The sequence below is a fragment of the uncultured Clostridium sp. genome, assembly GCF_910588715.1.
GTDB lineage: Bacteria > Bacillota > Clostridia > Clostridiales > Clostridiaceae > Clostridium.
This window is the reverse complement of the sequence record NZ_CAJURG010000001.1, coordinates 752,896-770,324: the sequence shown is the minus strand read 5'-3', so window position 1 is coordinate 770,324 and position 17,429 is coordinate 752,896. Positions and strand designations below refer to the sequence as shown.

The following is a 17,429-nucleotide window of genomic DNA, read 5'->3' as shown; positions in this document are numbered from 1 at the left end:
TGGATGTAAGAAAATGAAAATAGAAATAATTAAGAAAAATAAAAAAGACTTTTTAGATTTGTTGTTATTAGCAGATGAACAAGAAAATATGATTGATAAATATATTGAAAGAGGAATAATGTTTGCTATATATGATAATGATTTAAAGGGAGTTTGCATAGTAACTAAAGAAGAGGATAGAGCTTATGAAATAAAAAATATTGCTATTTATGAAAATTTTCATGGTCAAGGATATGGAAAGAAGCTTATAGAATATATTTGTGAATATTTTAAAGGTGATTGCGATATTATTTATGTAGGGACAGGGGATAGTCCTTTAACAGTACCATTTTATGAGAAATGTGGATTTAAGAAATCTCATAGGATTAAAAACTTCTTTATAGAAAATTATGATAATCCAATTTATGAATGTGGAAAGCAATTAATAGATATGATTTATTTAAAAAGGAAGTTTAATTAGTAGGGTAGTATAATATTTTTAGAAGGATAATAATTAGTTTTTGTATTAATATTTAGGGGGATTATAATGCAAATTAAGAAGGGGAAACTTGATATTATTTTAAATGTAATGTGTATAGTGGTTTTAGTTAGTACGACTATATTTCTTATAACAGTTTGGTCTAAAATACCAGAAAAAATACCTATGCACTATGATTTTTCAGGAAATATTGATAGATGGGGAACAAAAGCAGAAATTATTATTTTACCCATTATTGCTTGGAGTATGTATGCTTTTATTACAACAATTGAAAAGTTTCCACAGGTTTGGAATACTGGAGTTACAGTTACAGAAGAAAATAAAGAACAAGTTTATCTTATTTTATTACATCTTGTAAGTACAATAAAGTTTATAATAGTTTGTGTATTTACTTATATTATAATTCAATCAGTAATATTTTTTAAGCTATCTATATGGTTTATACCTGCATTTTTAATTATATTATTTGGTAATTTGTTTTATTGGATTTGGAAGTTATTTAAAGTAAAATAGTTGTGGTTTAATTAAATAGATTTATTATTATAAGTGGAGAAGAGGATTATGGGGATATTTACAATAGTAAGTTTAGTTATTTCATTTTTCTTTGGAGTAATAGCGATTAGTTTTACTTTACTAAAAGAAAAAGCTACCATATTTATTAGTGGATTTAATACAATTTCTAAAGAAGAACAAGAGAAATATGACAAAAAGAAAATGATTATAGATATGAGAAATTCATTTTTTATGTGGTTTATTATTTTATTTTTCGGAGGAATTTTTTCATTTTATAATAAGTTCTGCGCTTTGATAGCGATTATTATTTGGATAATTACTTTTTTTAAAGAGGTTCATATTGATTCAGAAAAAGCATTTAAAAAATATAAAAAGATATAATTATTTGGAGTTAGAAAAATAGAGATCAGAAAATATGAGTATTAAATGTTTATTTTAAGAAAATATAAAATATATATTTATAATAAGGAAAGGGATGTTTATTCGGACATCCCTTTATATTATTGGGAAGTAAAATTAAAGTATTTAACTTAAATATAAAAATATTAAAGATATAATTAAAAATAGTAAAATCATTGTTCCAATAGGTTTAGAAGCTTCTAAAATTAGGTTTCCATTAAAAGAACTACTCAAATTTTTAATAAACATTCCAAGTTTAGTATTTTTAAATATTTTATAAATAATATTAAAAATTATAAATCCTAAGACAGCTCCAAGAGTATTAAATATAACATCATCTATATCAGTAGTGTTGTAAGGTGTAAAAAGTTGAATTAGTTCTATTGTTAATGACGCAGTAAATCCATATAAAATAATCTTACTTAATTTATTTTTTTTATTAAAAAATAATGGAATGCCAAATCCTAAAGGTATAAATAATAATATATTTCCTATAACATTATGAAGAGCAATATTTATATCTAAAAAGTCATTTCTAAACATATTTATTGTCTCTACTAGTGGAATATAATTAATATAAAATTTAATATTAAAATCTAACATTAGGTTACCATATTTGAACATCGTTAAATTAACTAATATTAAAAAATAAATAAAGAATAAATTTATAAATATTTCTCTTATTTTATTTATTGGTTTATTTTTTATACAAGATATAATTCTATAAATTATCCAAACTATTGTAAATAATATATTTGCAAATATAAATGAAATTCCTACCATATTTTTATTTTCCTTTTTAATTATTTTTTTATATAGTTTTATTAAAAATTAGAAGATACATTTCTAAATTTATAAACGTTATTAATTATAGAAATAGAAATTACATTTATAATTAATTGAGTTCCTCCATAGCTTATAAAGGGCATATTTATGCCTACTACAGGACATAAAGAAAAATTATATAAAATATTTAATAGAAATTGAACTGCAAATAATGCACAAAGTCCACTTACTAAGAGTTTACCGTAATTATTTTTAGTATTTTTTGAAATAAATCCTATTCTTATAATAAATGATAAAACTAAGGCAATAACTATTATTCCAACAATCCATCCAAAGCAATAAATTATTGAAGTTAATGCAAATTCCATATTAGCATTAGGAAGCATATAATCATTAATATAAGAACCAGAGCTAAATAATCCAGCAGAGCTTCTTAATATATTTAATTGATTATAAATCCATCCAGTAGTATCGATATTTTTTGTAGGATTTAAAAATGCAAAAAGACTATGTATTCTATAAGAAGCTTGGCAGATAAATAATAATAACGATAAGCATAGACCACCAGATATAATAACTATATATTTTAATTTAAATCCTGATAGATACATAATTGTAAAGACTGAAATTAAATATATAAATATTGTAGATAATGAGCTTAATGATAGAAATAATATAATAGGTATAAAAGCTAAAGATACACCCTTAAATAATGATTTTTTATTGCACCAATTATAGTTATCAAAAATTCCACAAAGAGAAATTATTAATAACACAGGGGAAAGTGATAATACATCAATAGAACTAGGTCCTATTATTAACCAATGCCTTATACCATTTATAGATGGAGCAAAAAGTATTGTAATTAAAATTAAAGAAATAGTAATTAGATAAAGTTTAAAAGAATATTTCTTTAAATTTCTATAATCTAATTTTAATATAAATAGTGAAAATCCAATTGAAATAACTAAAAATATTATTAGTTTACCAATATAATTTATATAGTTATTATTAAAATTACTTAACTGAAGAAAAGTTGTAGTTAAAAAGCCAAAGGATAATAAAGCCATTGTTGTTATTAAAAGAATCCAATCAGAGTTTGATTTATGTGCTTTATTTAAATCATGTCCAATAACTTCTGAATTACCCATTTGTATTAAAGCTTTATCTGTTGCATCATCTAAAGAAAGACCTATTTCTAAATAGTCTTCTATAATATCATTAATATGACTTAATAATTCTTCTTTAATTTCTGGATGAACCTTTTTATTTTTTATTAACTTACAAACATCATTTATATATTTATTGACTTTACAATTTTCTATTTTAGACATTTATTACCCTCCCATAAAACGCTATTAACAGTTTCACTAAATAATTTCCATTCAGATTCTTTTTCAAGAAGAAGCTTTTTACCGTTATTTGTTATTTTATAATATTTTCTTTTTCTATTACCCTTAGAATCATCCCAATAGGATTCTATATAATTTACACTTTCTAAATTATGAAGTATTGGGTAAAGAGTTCCTTCTTTAAGGGAAAATACACCATTAGAACGTAAGCCTATTTCTTTAATCATTTCATATCCATACATATCTTTACGATTAAGAAGACTTAGAATTAGTACTGTTGTGCTACCTTTTAATAATTCTTTATTAACTTTCATAAAATCACCACCATACATTGTAATTCGATACATAGTAAATCTAGGTATTATTATATTATTATATTTTTAGAAAGTAAAGATAGTTTGTAAAATTTATACATTAAATGAAAATTAATAGAAATATTTTTAATCTATTGAAAAAAACTAGGAAAGAGTTTATTATATAAATAAAAGTAAGTGATAATAAATGATATTAAATAGTATTAAATAATAATAAAGTGTTTATATATTTAATGTGATAAGTAGTGTTTTGTTATATAACTAACTATTTAAGTATAGTTTACATGAAAAGGGGATATTTATGTTCATTGAAGAAAGATTAGATGAAATATTAAAAATCATTAAAAAAGAAAAAAAGGTATTAGTAAAAGAATTAAGTGAAAGATTTAATATTTCTGAAAGTATGATTCGTAAGGATTTACAAAGATTAGAAAGAGAGGGAAAGATAAAGAGAACTTATGGTGGAGCAATATTAGAAAGGGAATCTTCTTATGATGAAAAAACAAATTCTAGAGTATTTGTAGATTTAGAATCAAAATCATATTTAGGAAAATTAGTTTTGGATATTATTGAAGATAATGATGTTATTTTTTTAGATATTTCAACTACAAATCATACTATTGCCATGATGCTTGGAGATACAAAAAAGAATCTAACAGTTATAACAAATATGAATAGAATTGCTATGGAATTTGATAGAGCACCTAATGTTGATGTGATATTAATTGGTGGAAATTATAATAAAAAATTAGGTGGAACTATTGGAAGCCAAGCATTAGAAGAAATAAAAAAGTTTAAGATTACAAAAGCTTTTATTGGAGCCGGCGGAATTAATATAGAGGATAATTTTATTAGTAATTTTAATTATGATGAGGCTTTTTTAAAAAATGAAATTTTAAAGTGCAGTAAAAAAAGATATATAGTAGCAAATTATGAAAAGCTGTATAAAGATGGAGCCTATAAGTTTGCTACATTAGATGATATAGATTATATAGTAACTGAAAAAGAGCCAGAGGATAATATTAAAGATATTTTAAAGGAAAAAGAAGTACAAGTAATATTTAAATAAGAAGTTTAGGAGGTTAAGAAATATGATTAAATTAATAGCAACAGATATGGATGGAACATTATTAAATTCAAACAATGAAATACAAGAAGGGTTTTATGAGGTTTTTGATGAACTTCAAGAAAAGAAAATAATATTTGCAGCAGCAAGTGGAAGACAATATTATAATCTTTTAGAAAGATTTAAAGGAATAGAAGATAAGATGATGTTTATAGCTGAAAATGGAACATTTGTTGTTTACAAAGGGGAAGAACTTGTAGTTAATTCTTTAGATATAAATCTTGCAAGGGAGCTTATTAAAGTTGGTAGAAATATAAAAGATTCATATATAATACTTTGTGGAAAGAAAGCAGCTTATATAGAAAGTTCTGATAAAAGATTAATTGAACAAACAGAAAAGTATTATGCAAGATATGAAATAGTATCTGACTTAACTAAAGTAGAAGATGATATATTAAAGGTTACAATTTGTGATTTTGCAGGTTCAGAAAATAATAGTAATAGATATTATGATGATTATAGAGATAAAGCACAAATTGCAGTATCAGGAGAAATTTGGCTTGATATAACTGCTAAAGGAATAAATAAAGGTGTTGCAATAGAAGAGGTTCAAGAATTATTAGATATAAATCATAAAGAAACTATGGTGTTTGGAGATTATTTAAATGATTTAGAAATGATGAGTAGTGCATATCATAGTTATGCTATGGAAAATGCTCATGATGACTTAAAAAAGGTAGCAAGATTTAGAGCAAAAAGTAATGATGATAGTGGAGTAGTTCATGCTATAAAGACTATGTTAAACAATTAAACAGGTATATGTGTTAAGATAACTTTTTTATATATTGACTATATATAAATTATTAATTATATATAAGAAAAAGGAGCTGTATTCATATTGAATTTTAGATTTTCAATATTATATAGCTCCTAATTATTATTTTTTATTAAATAAATTCTTAGTTATTTACAGTTAAATTTACTAGGTTTTGCGTTATCTTGTATATCCACTAAAGCTTCACCAAATCTTTGATAGTGAACAACTTCTCTTTCTCTTAAGAATCCTAGAATTTTTTTAATTTCTGCATCATCTGTTAAGTTCATTAACCATTCATAAGTTGCTCTAGCTTTTTGCTCAGCAGCCATATCTTCATGTATATCAGCAATGACATCACCTTTTGCTTGAATATAAGTTGCAGTCCATGGATTACCTGTTGCATCTGTATAGAATAATGCTTTACCATGATCAGCATAGTGTCCAGCTAATCCAGCAGCTTTAATTTGTTCTATAGATGCATTTTCCATTATTTGATAAACCATTGTTCCAAGCATTTCAACGTGTCCCATTTCTTCAGTTCCTATATCTGTTAATAATCCTTTTGATTTGTTTGTTGGCATTGAATATCTTTGATTTAAATATCTAAGTGCAGCTCCTAATTCTCCATCAGGTCCACCATATTGTGTTATTATTAGTTTTGCCATATTTAAATCACAAGATTTTAAGTTTATTGGATATTCTAAAGTTTTAACGTAATACCACATAAATTAATCCTCCCTATTACTTTCTTTTTCCCAAGGCCAAGGAGTATCGATCCAAGCATCAGGATTTTGAATATAAGCTGAACCAAAGTTAGTTAATGGACCATAGGATTGCTCATAGTCCCACATTAACTTTCTTAGCTTAGAAGAAATTAATTTATAGTCATCAATTGCATCTTTACAGTTAGGAAAATTATCTAAATATAAATTTAAGTCTATTGCAAAGAATTGTAATTTCCTAATTGCATCTAAATATTCATGTTTCTTCATTTTTTGACCTCCTCAGCATATTTAACATCACAATAAGGGCTGTAAATATCCTTAAATATTGTTCCAGCAGCAAATGCAGAGTTTATATCAAATAAATTTTGATAAGGTTGTGGAACAATAGATGCCTTTGCATAAGTTTTTGGGTCAAAAACCTTATAAGATTCATAACAGTTCTTTTTTGTATTAGAACAAGCAATGTTACATGATAATTCAGATGGATTATTTACACAATCATTGCAGTCTATACAGTCATCCATTCTTTTATAGTACATAATAGTATATCCCTTCGTTAAATTCTCTATGGTAATACTTTATGTAGAAAAAAGGAGAAAAGTGACAAAATTAAATTATAATATTTTACTTTCTTTATGGCCACAGTAATTACATTTAAAATAAACTTTACCATGAACATTATTATCGTATCCATATTCATATTTAGTCATTTCTTCACCACAAACAGGACATATTAGTTTAATAGAATCATTTTTATTTGAAGACATAAAAGTTTCATCTCCTTACATAATTAATTTTAAATTTAATATTTATTATGAAATATAATTACAAATTCGGCAATAATAAAATTATATATTACAAAAAACGTTGTTTGCATAAAAAATTAAAATGGTATATTATAGAAATATGCTAATTTATAGCAGATAAAAGAAAAGGGGGATTATATAAATGGAATTAAAACTAGATATTTTTCAAACAATGGCACTTGTAACCGTCGTATTTTACCTAGGAACATATTTTAGAAAAAAGATAGAAATTTTATCTAAATATTGTATACCAGCACCAGTAATTGGGGGACTTTTATTTGCCTTAGTAATGTTGTTTTTGAAGTTAACAAATTTAGCAACTATAAAATTAGATACAACATTACAAGATTTATTTATGACTACGTTTTTTGCAAGCGTAGGCTTTACAGCAAGTTTTAAAATATTAAAAAGTGGAGGAATAAAAGTAGCTAAATTTTTAGGGATAGCTATACTTTTAATTGTATTACAAGATATTTTAGGTGCAACACTTGCAAAATGTTTTAATTTAAAGTCTTTATTAGGATTATGTACTGCATCTATTTCTATGATTGGAGGTCATGGAACAGCAGGTTCTTTTGGGCCGCTTTTAGAGGAATTAGGAGTTAATGGGGCAACAACAGTTTCTTTTGCATCAGCAACATTTGGGTTAGTTATGGGAAGTTTTATAGGTGGATTTGTTGCAAAAAATCTAATAGAAAATTATAAAATCAAAACACCTAAAGAATCAAAGGAACAATCTATTCCACTTAGTGATTTTCATGAAGATAATAAGGCAATTCTTTGTCATCATAGACTTATTAAAGCTTCGGCTTATCTTTTCTTTGCAATGGGGATAGGGTCAATAATATCTAAACTTATTCAACAAACTGAATTAACATTTCCATCTTATATAGGAGCTATGATTGCAGCGGCTATAATAAGAAATTTTTGTGATATAAGAAATCAAGAGTTAGAAGAGAAAGAAATAGAAGTAATAGGAAACATTAGTTTAACTTATTTTTTATGTATAGCATTAATGGGATTAAAGCTTTGGGAATTATTTGACTTAGCTTTACCTTTAATTGTGATGTTAGTTGCACAATCTTTACTTATGTTTATTTTTGCATATTTTATTACATTTAAGGTTATGGGAAAAGATTATGATGCAGTAGTTTTTGCATCTGCAAGTTGTGGATTTGGAATGGGAGCAACACCTAATGCTGTTGCAAATATGGATGCACTTTCAAGTAAATTTGGATTTGTAGCAACACCATATTTTGTAGTTCCAATTGTAGGAGCTCTCTTTGTAGATTTTGTTAATTCAGCAGTTATTACTTTATTTGTAAATATATTAAGATAAATTTATAATTTTTAGAAAAGGATATAATGATACAAATTTTAATACATTATATCTTTTTTTATAAATGATTACATTGCTTAATAGTTTATAAATTGGACAAAATAGGATATAATAATACTTAATATTACTTTAGTGAAATGTTATAAATAAAAAATATACATAAAAGGAGAAAATATATGCAAGCATATGAAAGATTAATAAAATACGCAAAAATATATACAACATCTGATCCAAATTCAGAAACTACACCATCAACTGAAAGACAATTTGATTTAGCTAATATATTAGTTGAAGAAATGAAGGAAATTGGTATTCAAGATGTTAGAGTGGATGAAAATTGTTATGTTTATGGGATTATTCCAGCAACTAAGGGATATGAAGATAAACCAAGCATTGGATTTATAGCACATATGGATACTGCACCAGCAGCACCGGGAGAAAATGTAAATCCTCAAATAGTAGAAAATTATAATGGAGAAGACTTAACTCTTTTAAATGGTACAGTTCTTTCGGTAGAAAAGTTTCCACATTTAAAGAATTTAAAGGGAAGAACTTTAATTACAACAGATGGAACTACTCTTTTAGGTGCAGATGATAAAGCTGGTATTGCTGAAATAATGACAGCTTGTGAAAGAATAATTAATGAAAATATACCCCATGGAAAAATTTGTATCGGATTTACTCCAGATGAGGAAATTGGTAGAGGAGCTAATAAGTTTGATGTTAAAAACTTTGGAGCTCAATTTGCATATACAATGGATGGTGGAGTAGAAGGAGAAATTTCTTATGAAAACTTTAATGCTTCAGCAGCAACAGTTGAAATTCATGGTGTATCAGTTCATCCGGGTTCTGCCAAAGATACAATGATTAATGCAACAAATGTAGGAATTGAGTTTGATAGAATGTTACCTCAAGGTGAAAAGCCAGAACATACTGAAGGATATGAAGGCTTTTATTATTTAGAAAGCTTTAGAGGAAATACTGATCATGCAGTATTAGGATATATATTAAGAGATCATGATGCATGTAAACTTGAAGCTAAAAAGTCAACATTAAAATTAATTGAAAAATTATTAAATGAAAAATATGGAGAAGGAACAGTAAAACTAACAATTACAGATCAATATAAAAATATGGTTGAGCATGTGAAGCCTTGTATCCATTTAATTGATAACGCAAAATTTGCAATGGAAACATTAAATGTTACACCTGTTATTGAGCCAATTAGAGGTGGTACTGATGGAGCTACTTTAAGTTATATGGGATTACCTTGTCCTAACTTAGGAACTGGTGGCTATGCATTCCATGGAGAATATGAACATATTACTGTTGAGGGTATGGAAATTGCTACAAATATAATAATTGAAATATTAAAGAAATATGCAGAATAAAATTTTATATTAAATCATTAATTTAAGCAGAGTATTTAATTGCTCTGCTTATTTTTATGTTAAAATTTATAAGGGAGTGTGAATTGTATGAAGAGGGTTATTGTCATAGGGTGTGGAGGAGCAGGAAAGTCAACTTTTTCTAAAAATTTATCTAATAAATTAGATATACCAGTATATCATTTAGATAAATTTTTTTGGAATAAGGGTTGGGTTTCAACACCAAAGGATGAATTTGATAATAAGATTACAGAATTAATAAATAAAGACAAATGGATAATTGATGGTAATTTTATTAGGACTTTAGATAAAAGAGCAGAAAGAGCGGATACAATAATTTTTATTAATATGCCAACACATATATGTTTTTATAGAATTATGAAACGAAGAATAATTTATAGAGGTAAAAGCAGACCAGATATGGCTGAGGGATGTCCAGAAGGTATTGATTTTGAATTTTTTAAGTGGGTACTTACTTATAACAAAAAAATTAGACCTAAAATATTAAAAAAATTAAGTGAATATAAAGATAAGGATGTAGTGATTTTAAATAGTAAAAAAGAAGTTCAACAGTTTATTGAAAAATCAGTATAAAATATGTTTTATGATTTTAAATGTATTAACTTTTATTTTAGATTAAAATATTTAATATTATAGAAAATATGATTTGAATTATGATATTATCAAATATATGAGGAAAAATTGAGATTATTTATAATATTGAAAAATAATGTAAAACTACTTACGGATTAGGAAGAAATATTGGTGAGGTGCAATAATGATTAACTTTGATTATAGGGGATTAACTGGAGAAATAATCACTAAGGAAGATTTTGAGTATGAAGAAGAGAGAAAGGCTTGGAATAGAGCTATAGAAAAATATCCATTAGTAATTGTATATTGTGAAAGTGAAGAGGATATAAAAAATGCAATAATATTTGCTAAGACTAATTCACTTTCAATAAGAATAAGAAGTGGACGCCATCATTATGAAGGATATTCTACAGGAAATGATATAGTAGTTATAGATGTTAGTAAAATGAATAAAATTTATATAGATGAAGAAAATGAAACAGTAAAAGTTCAAGCTGGAGTTTGTAATAGAGAACTTTATGAAGCAACAGGTAAAAAGGGATATCCTTTTTCTGGCGGAGCTTGCCCAACAGTTGGAGTAGTAGGATTTACTTTAGGTGGGGGATGGGGATATTCATCTAGGCTTTTAGGCTTAGGTTGTGATAGATTAGTAGAAGCAGAATTGATTGATAGTAATGGAAATTTATTAATTTGTAATAAGGATGTAAATGAGGATTTATTTTGGGCTTTAAGAGGATGTGGTGGAGGAAATTTTGGTGTAATTACTTCTATGACTTTTAATCTACCACCTAAAATAGATATGGTAACATTAATTAATATTGATTTTAATAATATTGATTTTGAGGAAAATATTAATCTTATAGAAGCTTGGCAGGAAAAGTATAAGATTTTAGATAAAAGGGCTAATTTTAAAATGGCTATTTATAATTCAAGTGAAAAAGGAATTGGGGTAAAAATAGTTGGATTAGTTTATGGTGATAAAAGCTTAGCTAATGATGTATTAAAACCTATAAAAGAAATTGTTAGTTCTGGAACTTATAATTTAGAATATATGACTGTATTAGAAGCAAATAGAAAAATACAAGATAGTCATCCTGAATATGAAAGGTATAAAAGTTCAGGGAATTTTGTATATAAAGACTATACTAGAGAAGAAATTATAAAACTTTTAAATTTAATAAAAGAAAGAGCAGAAGGCTCAGTTTATACTGCAATTACATTTTATGGATTAGGTGGAGTCATAAAAGAAGTTAAAAGAGATAGCACAGCTTTTTATCATAGAGATGCAAAATTTATATTAGGTTTTCAATCAGTATGGGAAGAAGCAAAGTATGCACAAATAAATAGAAAATGGTTAGTAGAAAAACTAAAGTACATAAAATCTATAACAAATGGAGCTTTTGTTAATTTTCCATGTGCAGAAATAGAAGATTATGAAGAGGAGTATTATGGAGAAAATTCAAAGCTATTAAAGAGAGTAAAAGAAAAATATGATAAAGATGATTTCTTTAACTTTGAACAAGATATAAGAATAGAAAAGAGATTATGGTACAACATTTTGGTAGAATAAAAGTTTAATAATATATAAAAATACAGTAGATTAATAATCTACTGTATTTTTATATATTATTAATTAAAATTTTCTTTCCAATCATTAAGGAAGTTTATTATGTTTTCTAAAGTGGGACTTTTGGAATTTCTCACATAATATCCAGAGGTTGCAGTACCTAAAACTAATGAAAGTTGAGTTGAAAGTCCAATTGACTTACCAAAGCAAAATCCAGCATTAAAATTATCTCCAGCGCCTGTAGTTAATTTAGGATTGGGTTCATAGGGACCAAGTGTATGATAAAGTTTATTATCACATACTGCAAATGCTTCTTTAACAGGATGAACAACTAAACAGTAAATATCTAATTTTTTAGCTATAGATTTAATTAAATCCTCTAAAGATAATTTCTTTGTTTTAGATGAAATATCTAAAACTTCACCAATTTCAAAAGCTTCTTTTTCATTAAGTCCTAAAATAACTTTAAATTTACTAGAAAATTTCTTCATTACAGAAAGGGCTTCTAATATATCATCTTTTAATCTGTTTTCAGGATCAGCTAAATCAAAGAATATATATTTATCAAAATTAGTATTTATATTTAGAAGAACTTCATTTATTAAGCCATTCCATATTTCAGTCATATAAGGTAGCATTGTCCAATTTTCTAATCCAACTAATTTTGCATTAGAAAAAAGTGAAGTAAGTTCTTTTATACCTATCTTTTCTTTTATTCTTTTCCAATTAACATCTTTTAAGCATTCACGTTTTCCAATCATAAGTTTTCCATCTAAAAATTCAACAGCATCTGTAAGACCGGGATTTGATATATTTATTACTGTTGATTTTTTACTCATTTCATTAAATACTTTATTAATAGAATCTTCTCCAACAGCACCTATATATGTTACATCAAGATTATAATTTGATAATGCATTACTCATAATAGGACCATTGCCACCGAGTTTATTTTTTATTGGAATAAATTCAATATTTGCACTTAAGCCTGCTGCTTTAGATATAAAGTCACCAAATTCTTTAAGAGTCTCCATTCTTATATAATTATTAGCATCAGTTCTAGTTTTTACAACATGAAGAATTTGATCTACAAATCCATCAAAACCCATTACGGCTTTAATATTTGTATCTTGATGTTTTTTTAAATGATTTATTAAAGAATTAATATCATTTATTAAATTTTCATTCATTTTTGTAATATCCCCCTAATTTACTATATTTAAGGTTATTTAAATAATTTCAAAATATGTATACGGTTAATTTAAATTAAATATGTTAGTATTTTTTATAAATAATAATGTTATAATATTAATTAAATATTTTTTATAGTAAGTGATAAAAGAAAATGTATTTTTATTTGAGGAATGATATAGATGCAAGAAAAAATAGATTATAAGAAATTAAATATCCAATCAGCAAGAGAGGTATTAGGCGGAAAAAATATAGTGTTTACAGGACGTGGATTTTTAGCTAGAGGAGAGTTAATGCGTCTAGCAAGACAAGCAGGAGCTAATGTAGATAGTGTTGTAACTAAAAAATGTGATATTTTGATTGTTGGTGAAAAACCGGGAAGTAAATTAAGAAAGGCAAAGGTTTTAGGATGTGAGATAATTACTATTTCTGATTTTAAGGAGATATTACAAGGAAAAGTTAATAAAGATGAAATTGAAATAGATGATACACTAAATATAAATTTAGGAAATGAAAAAGAAGAAATGATAAATATTTTAAGAAAAAATATTATATTATTTATAAATAATGAAATAATTAAAGAAAGATTGATTAGAAATATTAAATTAAATGGCGGTAGTATAGTAAATAATATTGATAAAAATACAGATATATTAATTTATCAGCCAAGCTTAAAAATAGATGAATTATTACATACAGCAAAAGAATTAAATATAGAAATATTAACATTAGGTGAATTTAACAGAAAACTTATTATAAATAATTTTAATATATAAGTGAGGTAATATTTATGAATAAAATTAGAGATGGTCATGTGCATAGTCATTATTGCCCACATGGAAGTAATGATGGATTTGAAGAATATTTAGAAAATGCCATTAATAAAGGAATTAAAGAAATAACTTTTACAGAACATATGACAATGCCTAAAGATTTAATAATAGAAGGAGTAGAAGAAAATTTTTTAGATACAACTGCTCCTAATATTGATGAAATTGAAAAATATATAAAAGAAGTAAGCTATTACAAAGAACGATATAAAGAAAAAATAAAGATAAATATAGGATTAGAAGTAGATTATTTAGAAGGCTATGAAGATTTTACTAAAAAAATGCTTGATACTTATGGTAAATTTTTAGATGATGCAATTTTATCAACTCATATAGGAGTTTATGAGGATAAGTATTATTGTTTTGATTATATGGAATCCTTTGATGCTTTACTAAAAAAGACTAGAAATGTAGAAAAAATATATAATTTATATTATAATACATTATTGAAATCAATAAAAAGCAATTTAGGAAAATTTAAACCAAAGAGGATAGGACATCCAACACTTGTTAGAATATTTAATAAAAAATATCCTATTGAATATTCTAATGTAGATTTATTTAAAGAAATTATTAATGAGATAAATAAAAGAAATTATGAAATTGATTATAATACAGCAGGACTAAGAAAAGAGTTTTGTAAAGAGACATATCCTAGTGGTGAATTTTACGAAATTGCAGTAAGGAATAATGTGAGGATGGTTTATGGGTCAGATTCTCATTTGGCAAAGGATGTAGGTTTCAATTTTAAATAGTTTAAGAATTAAGATAAATTGGAGGAGCAATATGGCAATTATAAAAATTAGAAAGATATTAGCAGGAGCTTTAATAACTTGTGTGGCATTAGGGGCAGTAGGATGTACAGATCAAAATACAGCTTTAGATAATAATAATGTTGAATCAGAAAAGATGGAAAATACTAAGCCTAATGATACTCAAGGAAATGTAGAAAGTAGTGGTGAGGTTAATAATAAAGATAACAATGAAGTTATATCTGGAGATAAAGAAGGAATTAAAGATAATAAAGAAGGTCAAGAAAATATTACAAATGATATAGATACTTCTACAAATAATGTAAATAATGAAGAAATAGTTAAAAGTATAGAAATGTTACTTTATTCAAAAGACGTAAATACAGATGAACAAGTAGTTTTAGGTAAGATTGAATTAAATGAAGATATGACTTTAGAAGAAAAACTAGAAAAACTAGCAAATGAATTAAGCGCAAAAGAATTTGATAATTTACCAATAGAATTTATTAAAATTAATAATGTTGGAGGAAAGAAGATAGCTTTATTTAATTTAAATGAAGTAGGAAATAATGCAGGTGACGTTACCTTTGATAAATATGAAGGAACAAGTTGGGTTAATAATTATTTTGCAGGTTCAGCAGGCGGTAGTATAACAGAATATGCATTGATAACAACTTTATTACAAAAAAATTATACTGGTGAATGGATAGATGGTATAGAGTTTACTTATAAAAATTCTAAAGTAGAATTTGATCATGTTCCAGGAATTTCAGAAATTAGTTATAGATAATAATTAATATTAGGGTAGGAAGATTTATAATATTGAAAAATTTTTAATCAAATATTATAAATCTTTTTTTATTATAAAATTTTTATTAATGGTGTATAAAAAGCTAACTTTATATAATCATTATTTGTTATTTAGAAGCAATCAAATAGTTGCTTTTATTTTATAATTTAAGTAAAATTGATTTTGTTATTAAAAATACGAGGTGATAATTATGAGTAGTATAGCAGGTCATGGATGCGAAAGAATAGTTCCAGAAGAAGCTAAAAAAACTCTTGAGGAAATAGAAAGAAGTATAGTTAAAAGATATAGAAAGCCTATTTGGTCTAAGTTTATAAAAGCTGTTAAGGATTATCAGCTTATTGAAGAAGGAGATAAAATAGCTGTTGCAATATCTGGTGGTAAAGATTCACTACTTATGGCAAAATTATTTCAAGAATTAAAAAAACATGGTCAAGTGAATTTTGAAGTTGAGTTTATAGCAATGGACCCAGGATATCATCCACAAATTAAGGATTTACTTATAGAAAATTGTGAACATTTAAATATTCCTGTACATATATATGAATCAAAAATATTTGAAATAATTGATGAAAAAGCAAAAGATTATCCTTGCTATCTTTGTGCAAGAATGAGAAGAGGTTCATTATATAATAAAGCTAGAGAACTTGGATGTAACAAATTAGCTCTTGGTCATCATTATAATGATGTAATAGAAACTACAATGTTAAATGTACTTTATGCAGGTAACTTTAAAACAATGTTACCTAAGTTAAAGGCTGATAATTTTGAAGGAATAGAATTAATTAGACCTCTTTATTATGTTGAAGAGGAAGCAATTAAAAGATTTATAAGATATACAGGTCTTTGGCCATTAAATTGTGCATGTATGGTAGCAGCAGAGAAAATAGGTAATAAGAGACATGAAATAAAAGATTTAATTGCAGAATTAAAAAAGAATTTTAACGATGTAGACAAATCAATATTTAAGGCCGCTGCAAATGTTAATATGAATTCAATTTTAGGTTGGGAAAAGGATGGAGAAAAATATTCATTTTTAGATCCCGAAACCCCTAAAAATAAATAATAATTATATTTACCTTATTATTTTATAGAGAATAAAACAAGCTATCTTGCTAATACTAAATATATAGTATTAGTGGAGGTGAAGTTATGGCTAAAAAAGGTCAAAGAGCAACTTGGGAAAATGATCATTTTAAAGGTCCTAAAAAACCAATAGCTGCAAGAGTTCCAGAAGTAAATAAGGTTGGAAAAGATAAATAAAAATAAATTTATAAATTAAGCTAAAGTACATAATTTTGTATTTTAGCTTAATTTTATGTATTGTATAATATTATTAAGCATATTATGTTAAATTTATTAAAAATAAACTTAAATGTGGAGGAAAAAATGGATAGAGAAGTATTATTAAAAATGGATAGCCATATATTAGTAAGCATGGTTAATATGAAGCTTAGAGACTTTTATTCTAATTTAGACAGTTATTGTGAGGATATGGATATAAGTAGACACATGATAGAAGAAAAGTTAGAAAGTGCTGGATATAAGTATCATAGTGATTTAAATCAATTTAAATAATTTACTAATTTATTAGGGTAATGTATAATTATACTAAAAATATTGTGAGTAAGTAGAGGGAATAAGATGAAAATAAAAAAAATCGGGAAATTAGCAGTTGTTATTGCGGCATCAACTGCTTTAGTT

22 protein-coding genes are annotated in these 17,429 nt (G+C 25.4%); 14 read left to right on the top strand and 8 right to left on the bottom strand.

What is annotated here, in order from left to right; genetic code table 11:
* Positions 1–13: 13 nt before the first annotated feature.
* The 3 genes from QZ321_RS03805 (at position 14) to QZ321_RS03795 (ending at position 1,372) form a co-directional block, all read left to right on the top strand.
* On the top strand, positions 14–460 hold the full coding sequence (locus QZ321_RS03805) for a GNAT family N-acetyltransferase (protein WP_291746670.1): 447 nt from the start codon (positions 14–16) through the stop codon (positions 458–460).
* A gap of 66 nt (positions 461–526) precedes the next feature.
* A complete protein-coding gene (locus QZ321_RS03800; protein ID WP_291743643.1) occupies positions 527–991 on the top strand; it encodes a DUF1648 domain-containing protein in 465 nt (154 codons plus the stop codon).
* 48 nt (positions 992–1,039) lie between these two features.
* On the top strand, positions 1,040–1,372 hold the full coding sequence (locus tag QZ321_RS03795; protein WP_291746668.1) for a DUF3784 domain-containing protein: 333 nt from the start codon (positions 1,040–1,042) through the stop codon (positions 1,370–1,372).
* Between the two features lie 144 nt (positions 1,373–1,516).
* Here the strand turns inward: QZ321_RS03795 and QZ321_RS03790 are convergent, their stop codons facing one another.
* The 3 genes from QZ321_RS03790 to QZ321_RS03780 are packed head-to-tail and all read right to left on the bottom strand — an operon-like array spanning position 1,517 to position 3,842.
* Entirely contained in the window at positions 1,517–2,173 is a 657-nt protein-coding gene (locus QZ321_RS03790) for a VanZ family protein (protein ID WP_291746667.1), read from the bottom strand.
* A gap of 41 nt (positions 2,174–2,214) precedes the next feature.
* Entirely contained in the window at positions 2,215–3,510 is a 1,296-nt protein-coding gene (locus tag QZ321_RS03785; protein ID WP_291746664.1) for an FtsW/RodA/SpoVE family cell cycle protein, read from the bottom strand.
* Complete coding sequence (locus QZ321_RS03780) at positions 3,498–3,842, bottom strand: helix-turn-helix transcriptional regulator (RefSeq protein ID WP_291746662.1); 345 nt, start codon at positions 3,840–3,842, stop codon at positions 3,498–3,500. Before QZ321_RS03780 ends, QZ321_RS03785 begins: the two co-directional genes overlap by 13 nt.
* Positions 3,843–4,143: 301 nt before the next feature.
* Between QZ321_RS03780 and QZ321_RS03775 the strand changes: the two genes are divergently transcribed.
* Positions 4,144–4,911 (top strand): DeoR/GlpR family DNA-binding transcription regulator, encoded by a 768-nt coding sequence (locus QZ321_RS03775; RefSeq protein WP_291743638.1) that lies wholly within the window; start codon positions 4,144–4,146, stop codon positions 4,909–4,911.
* A gap of 22 nt (positions 4,912–4,933) precedes the next feature.
* Entirely contained in the window at positions 4,934–5,719 is a 786-nt protein-coding gene (locus tag QZ321_RS03770) for an HAD family hydrolase (protein ID WP_291743632.1), read from the top strand.
* 152 nt (positions 5,720–5,871) lie between these two features.
* On the opposite strand, the gene QZ321_RS03765 is transcribed toward QZ321_RS03770, so the two are convergent.
* The 4 genes from QZ321_RS03765 to QZ321_RS03750 form a co-directional block, all read right to left on the bottom strand.
* Positions 5,872–6,450, bottom strand: a complete 579-nt coding sequence (locus tag QZ321_RS03765) for a manganese catalase family protein (RefSeq protein WP_291744119.1) — start codon at positions 6,448–6,450, stop codon at positions 5,872–5,874.
* A gap of 3 nt (positions 6,451–6,453) precedes the next feature.
* Positions 6,454–6,717, bottom strand: a complete 264-nt coding sequence (locus tag QZ321_RS03760; protein WP_291746660.1) for a spore coat protein CotJB — start codon at positions 6,715–6,717, stop codon at positions 6,454–6,456.
* A complete protein-coding gene (locus tag QZ321_RS03755; RefSeq protein ID WP_291744122.1) occupies positions 6,714–6,989 on the bottom strand; it encodes a spore coat associated protein CotJA in 276 nt (91 codons plus the stop codon). The genes QZ321_RS03760 and QZ321_RS03755 overlap by 4 nt, the downstream gene beginning before the upstream one ends.
* 75 nt (positions 6,990–7,064) lie before the next feature.
* On the bottom strand, positions 7,065–7,217 hold the full coding sequence (locus QZ321_RS03750) for a hypothetical protein (protein ID WP_291744124.1): 153 nt from the start codon (positions 7,215–7,217) through the stop codon (positions 7,065–7,067).
* Between the two features lie 181 nt (positions 7,218–7,398).
* On the opposite strand from QZ321_RS03750, the gene gltS reads away from it, so the two are divergent.
* The 4 genes from gltS (at position 7,399) to QZ321_RS03730 (ending at position 12,147) form a co-directional block, all read left to right on the top strand.
* Positions 7,399–8,595, top strand: a complete 1,197-nt coding sequence (gene gltS, locus QZ321_RS03745) for a sodium/glutamate symporter (protein WP_291744126.1) — start codon at positions 7,399–7,401, stop codon at positions 8,593–8,595.
* A gap of 176 nt (positions 8,596–8,771) precedes the next feature.
* Positions 8,772–9,986 (top strand): peptidase T, encoded by a 1,215-nt coding sequence (pepT, locus tag QZ321_RS03740; protein ID WP_291746658.1) that lies wholly within the window; start codon positions 8,772–8,774, stop codon positions 9,984–9,986.
* A gap of 87 nt (positions 9,987–10,073) precedes the next feature.
* Positions 10,074–10,577, top strand: coding sequence for a DNA topology modulation protein (locus QZ321_RS03735; RefSeq protein ID WP_291746656.1), 504 nt, complete (start codon positions 10,074–10,076; stop codon positions 10,575–10,577).
* Positions 10,578–10,761: 184 nt separating this feature from the next.
* A complete protein-coding gene (locus tag QZ321_RS03730) occupies positions 10,762–12,147 on the top strand; it encodes an FAD-binding protein (RefSeq protein WP_291746654.1) in 1,386 nt (461 codons plus the stop codon).
* A gap of 59 nt (positions 12,148–12,206) precedes the next feature.
* On the opposite strand, the gene QZ321_RS03725 is transcribed toward QZ321_RS03730, so the two are convergent.
* A complete protein-coding gene (locus tag QZ321_RS03725; protein WP_291746652.1) occupies positions 12,207–13,334 on the bottom strand; it encodes a hypothetical protein in 1,128 nt (375 codons plus the stop codon).
* 183 nt (positions 13,335–13,517) lie between these two features.
* Here QZ321_RS03725 and QZ321_RS03720 point away from each other — a divergent pair, with 183 nt between their 5' ends.
* The 5 genes from QZ321_RS03720 to QZ321_RS03700 all read left to right on the top strand — a co-directional run bounded on the left by QZ321_RS03720 (position 13,518) and on the right by QZ321_RS03700 (position 17,303).
* Entirely contained in the window at positions 13,518–14,111 is a 594-nt protein-coding gene (locus QZ321_RS03720) for a BRCT domain-containing protein (RefSeq protein WP_291746650.1), read from the top strand.
* A 14-nt stretch (positions 14,112–14,125) separates the two neighbouring features.
* Positions 14,126–14,920, top strand: a complete 795-nt coding sequence (gene hisJ, locus QZ321_RS03715) for a histidinol-phosphatase HisJ (protein WP_363323295.1) — start codon at positions 14,126–14,128, stop codon at positions 14,918–14,920.
* A 31-nt stretch (positions 14,921–14,951) separates the two neighbouring features.
* A complete protein-coding gene (locus QZ321_RS03710) occupies positions 14,952–15,707 on the top strand; it encodes a hypothetical protein (RefSeq protein ID WP_291746647.1) in 756 nt (251 codons plus the stop codon).
* A gap of 211 nt (positions 15,708–15,918) precedes the next feature.
* On the top strand, positions 15,919–16,791 hold the full coding sequence (locus tag QZ321_RS03705; protein ID WP_291741000.1) for an ATP-binding protein: 873 nt from the start codon (positions 15,919–15,921) through the stop codon (positions 16,789–16,791).
* A 323-nt stretch (positions 16,792–17,114) separates the two neighbouring features.
* Entirely contained in the window at positions 17,115–17,303 is a 189-nt protein-coding gene (locus QZ321_RS03700) for a DUF4250 domain-containing protein (RefSeq protein ID WP_291741003.1), read from the top strand.
* The last annotated feature ends 126 nt before the right edge of the window (positions 17,304–17,429 follow it).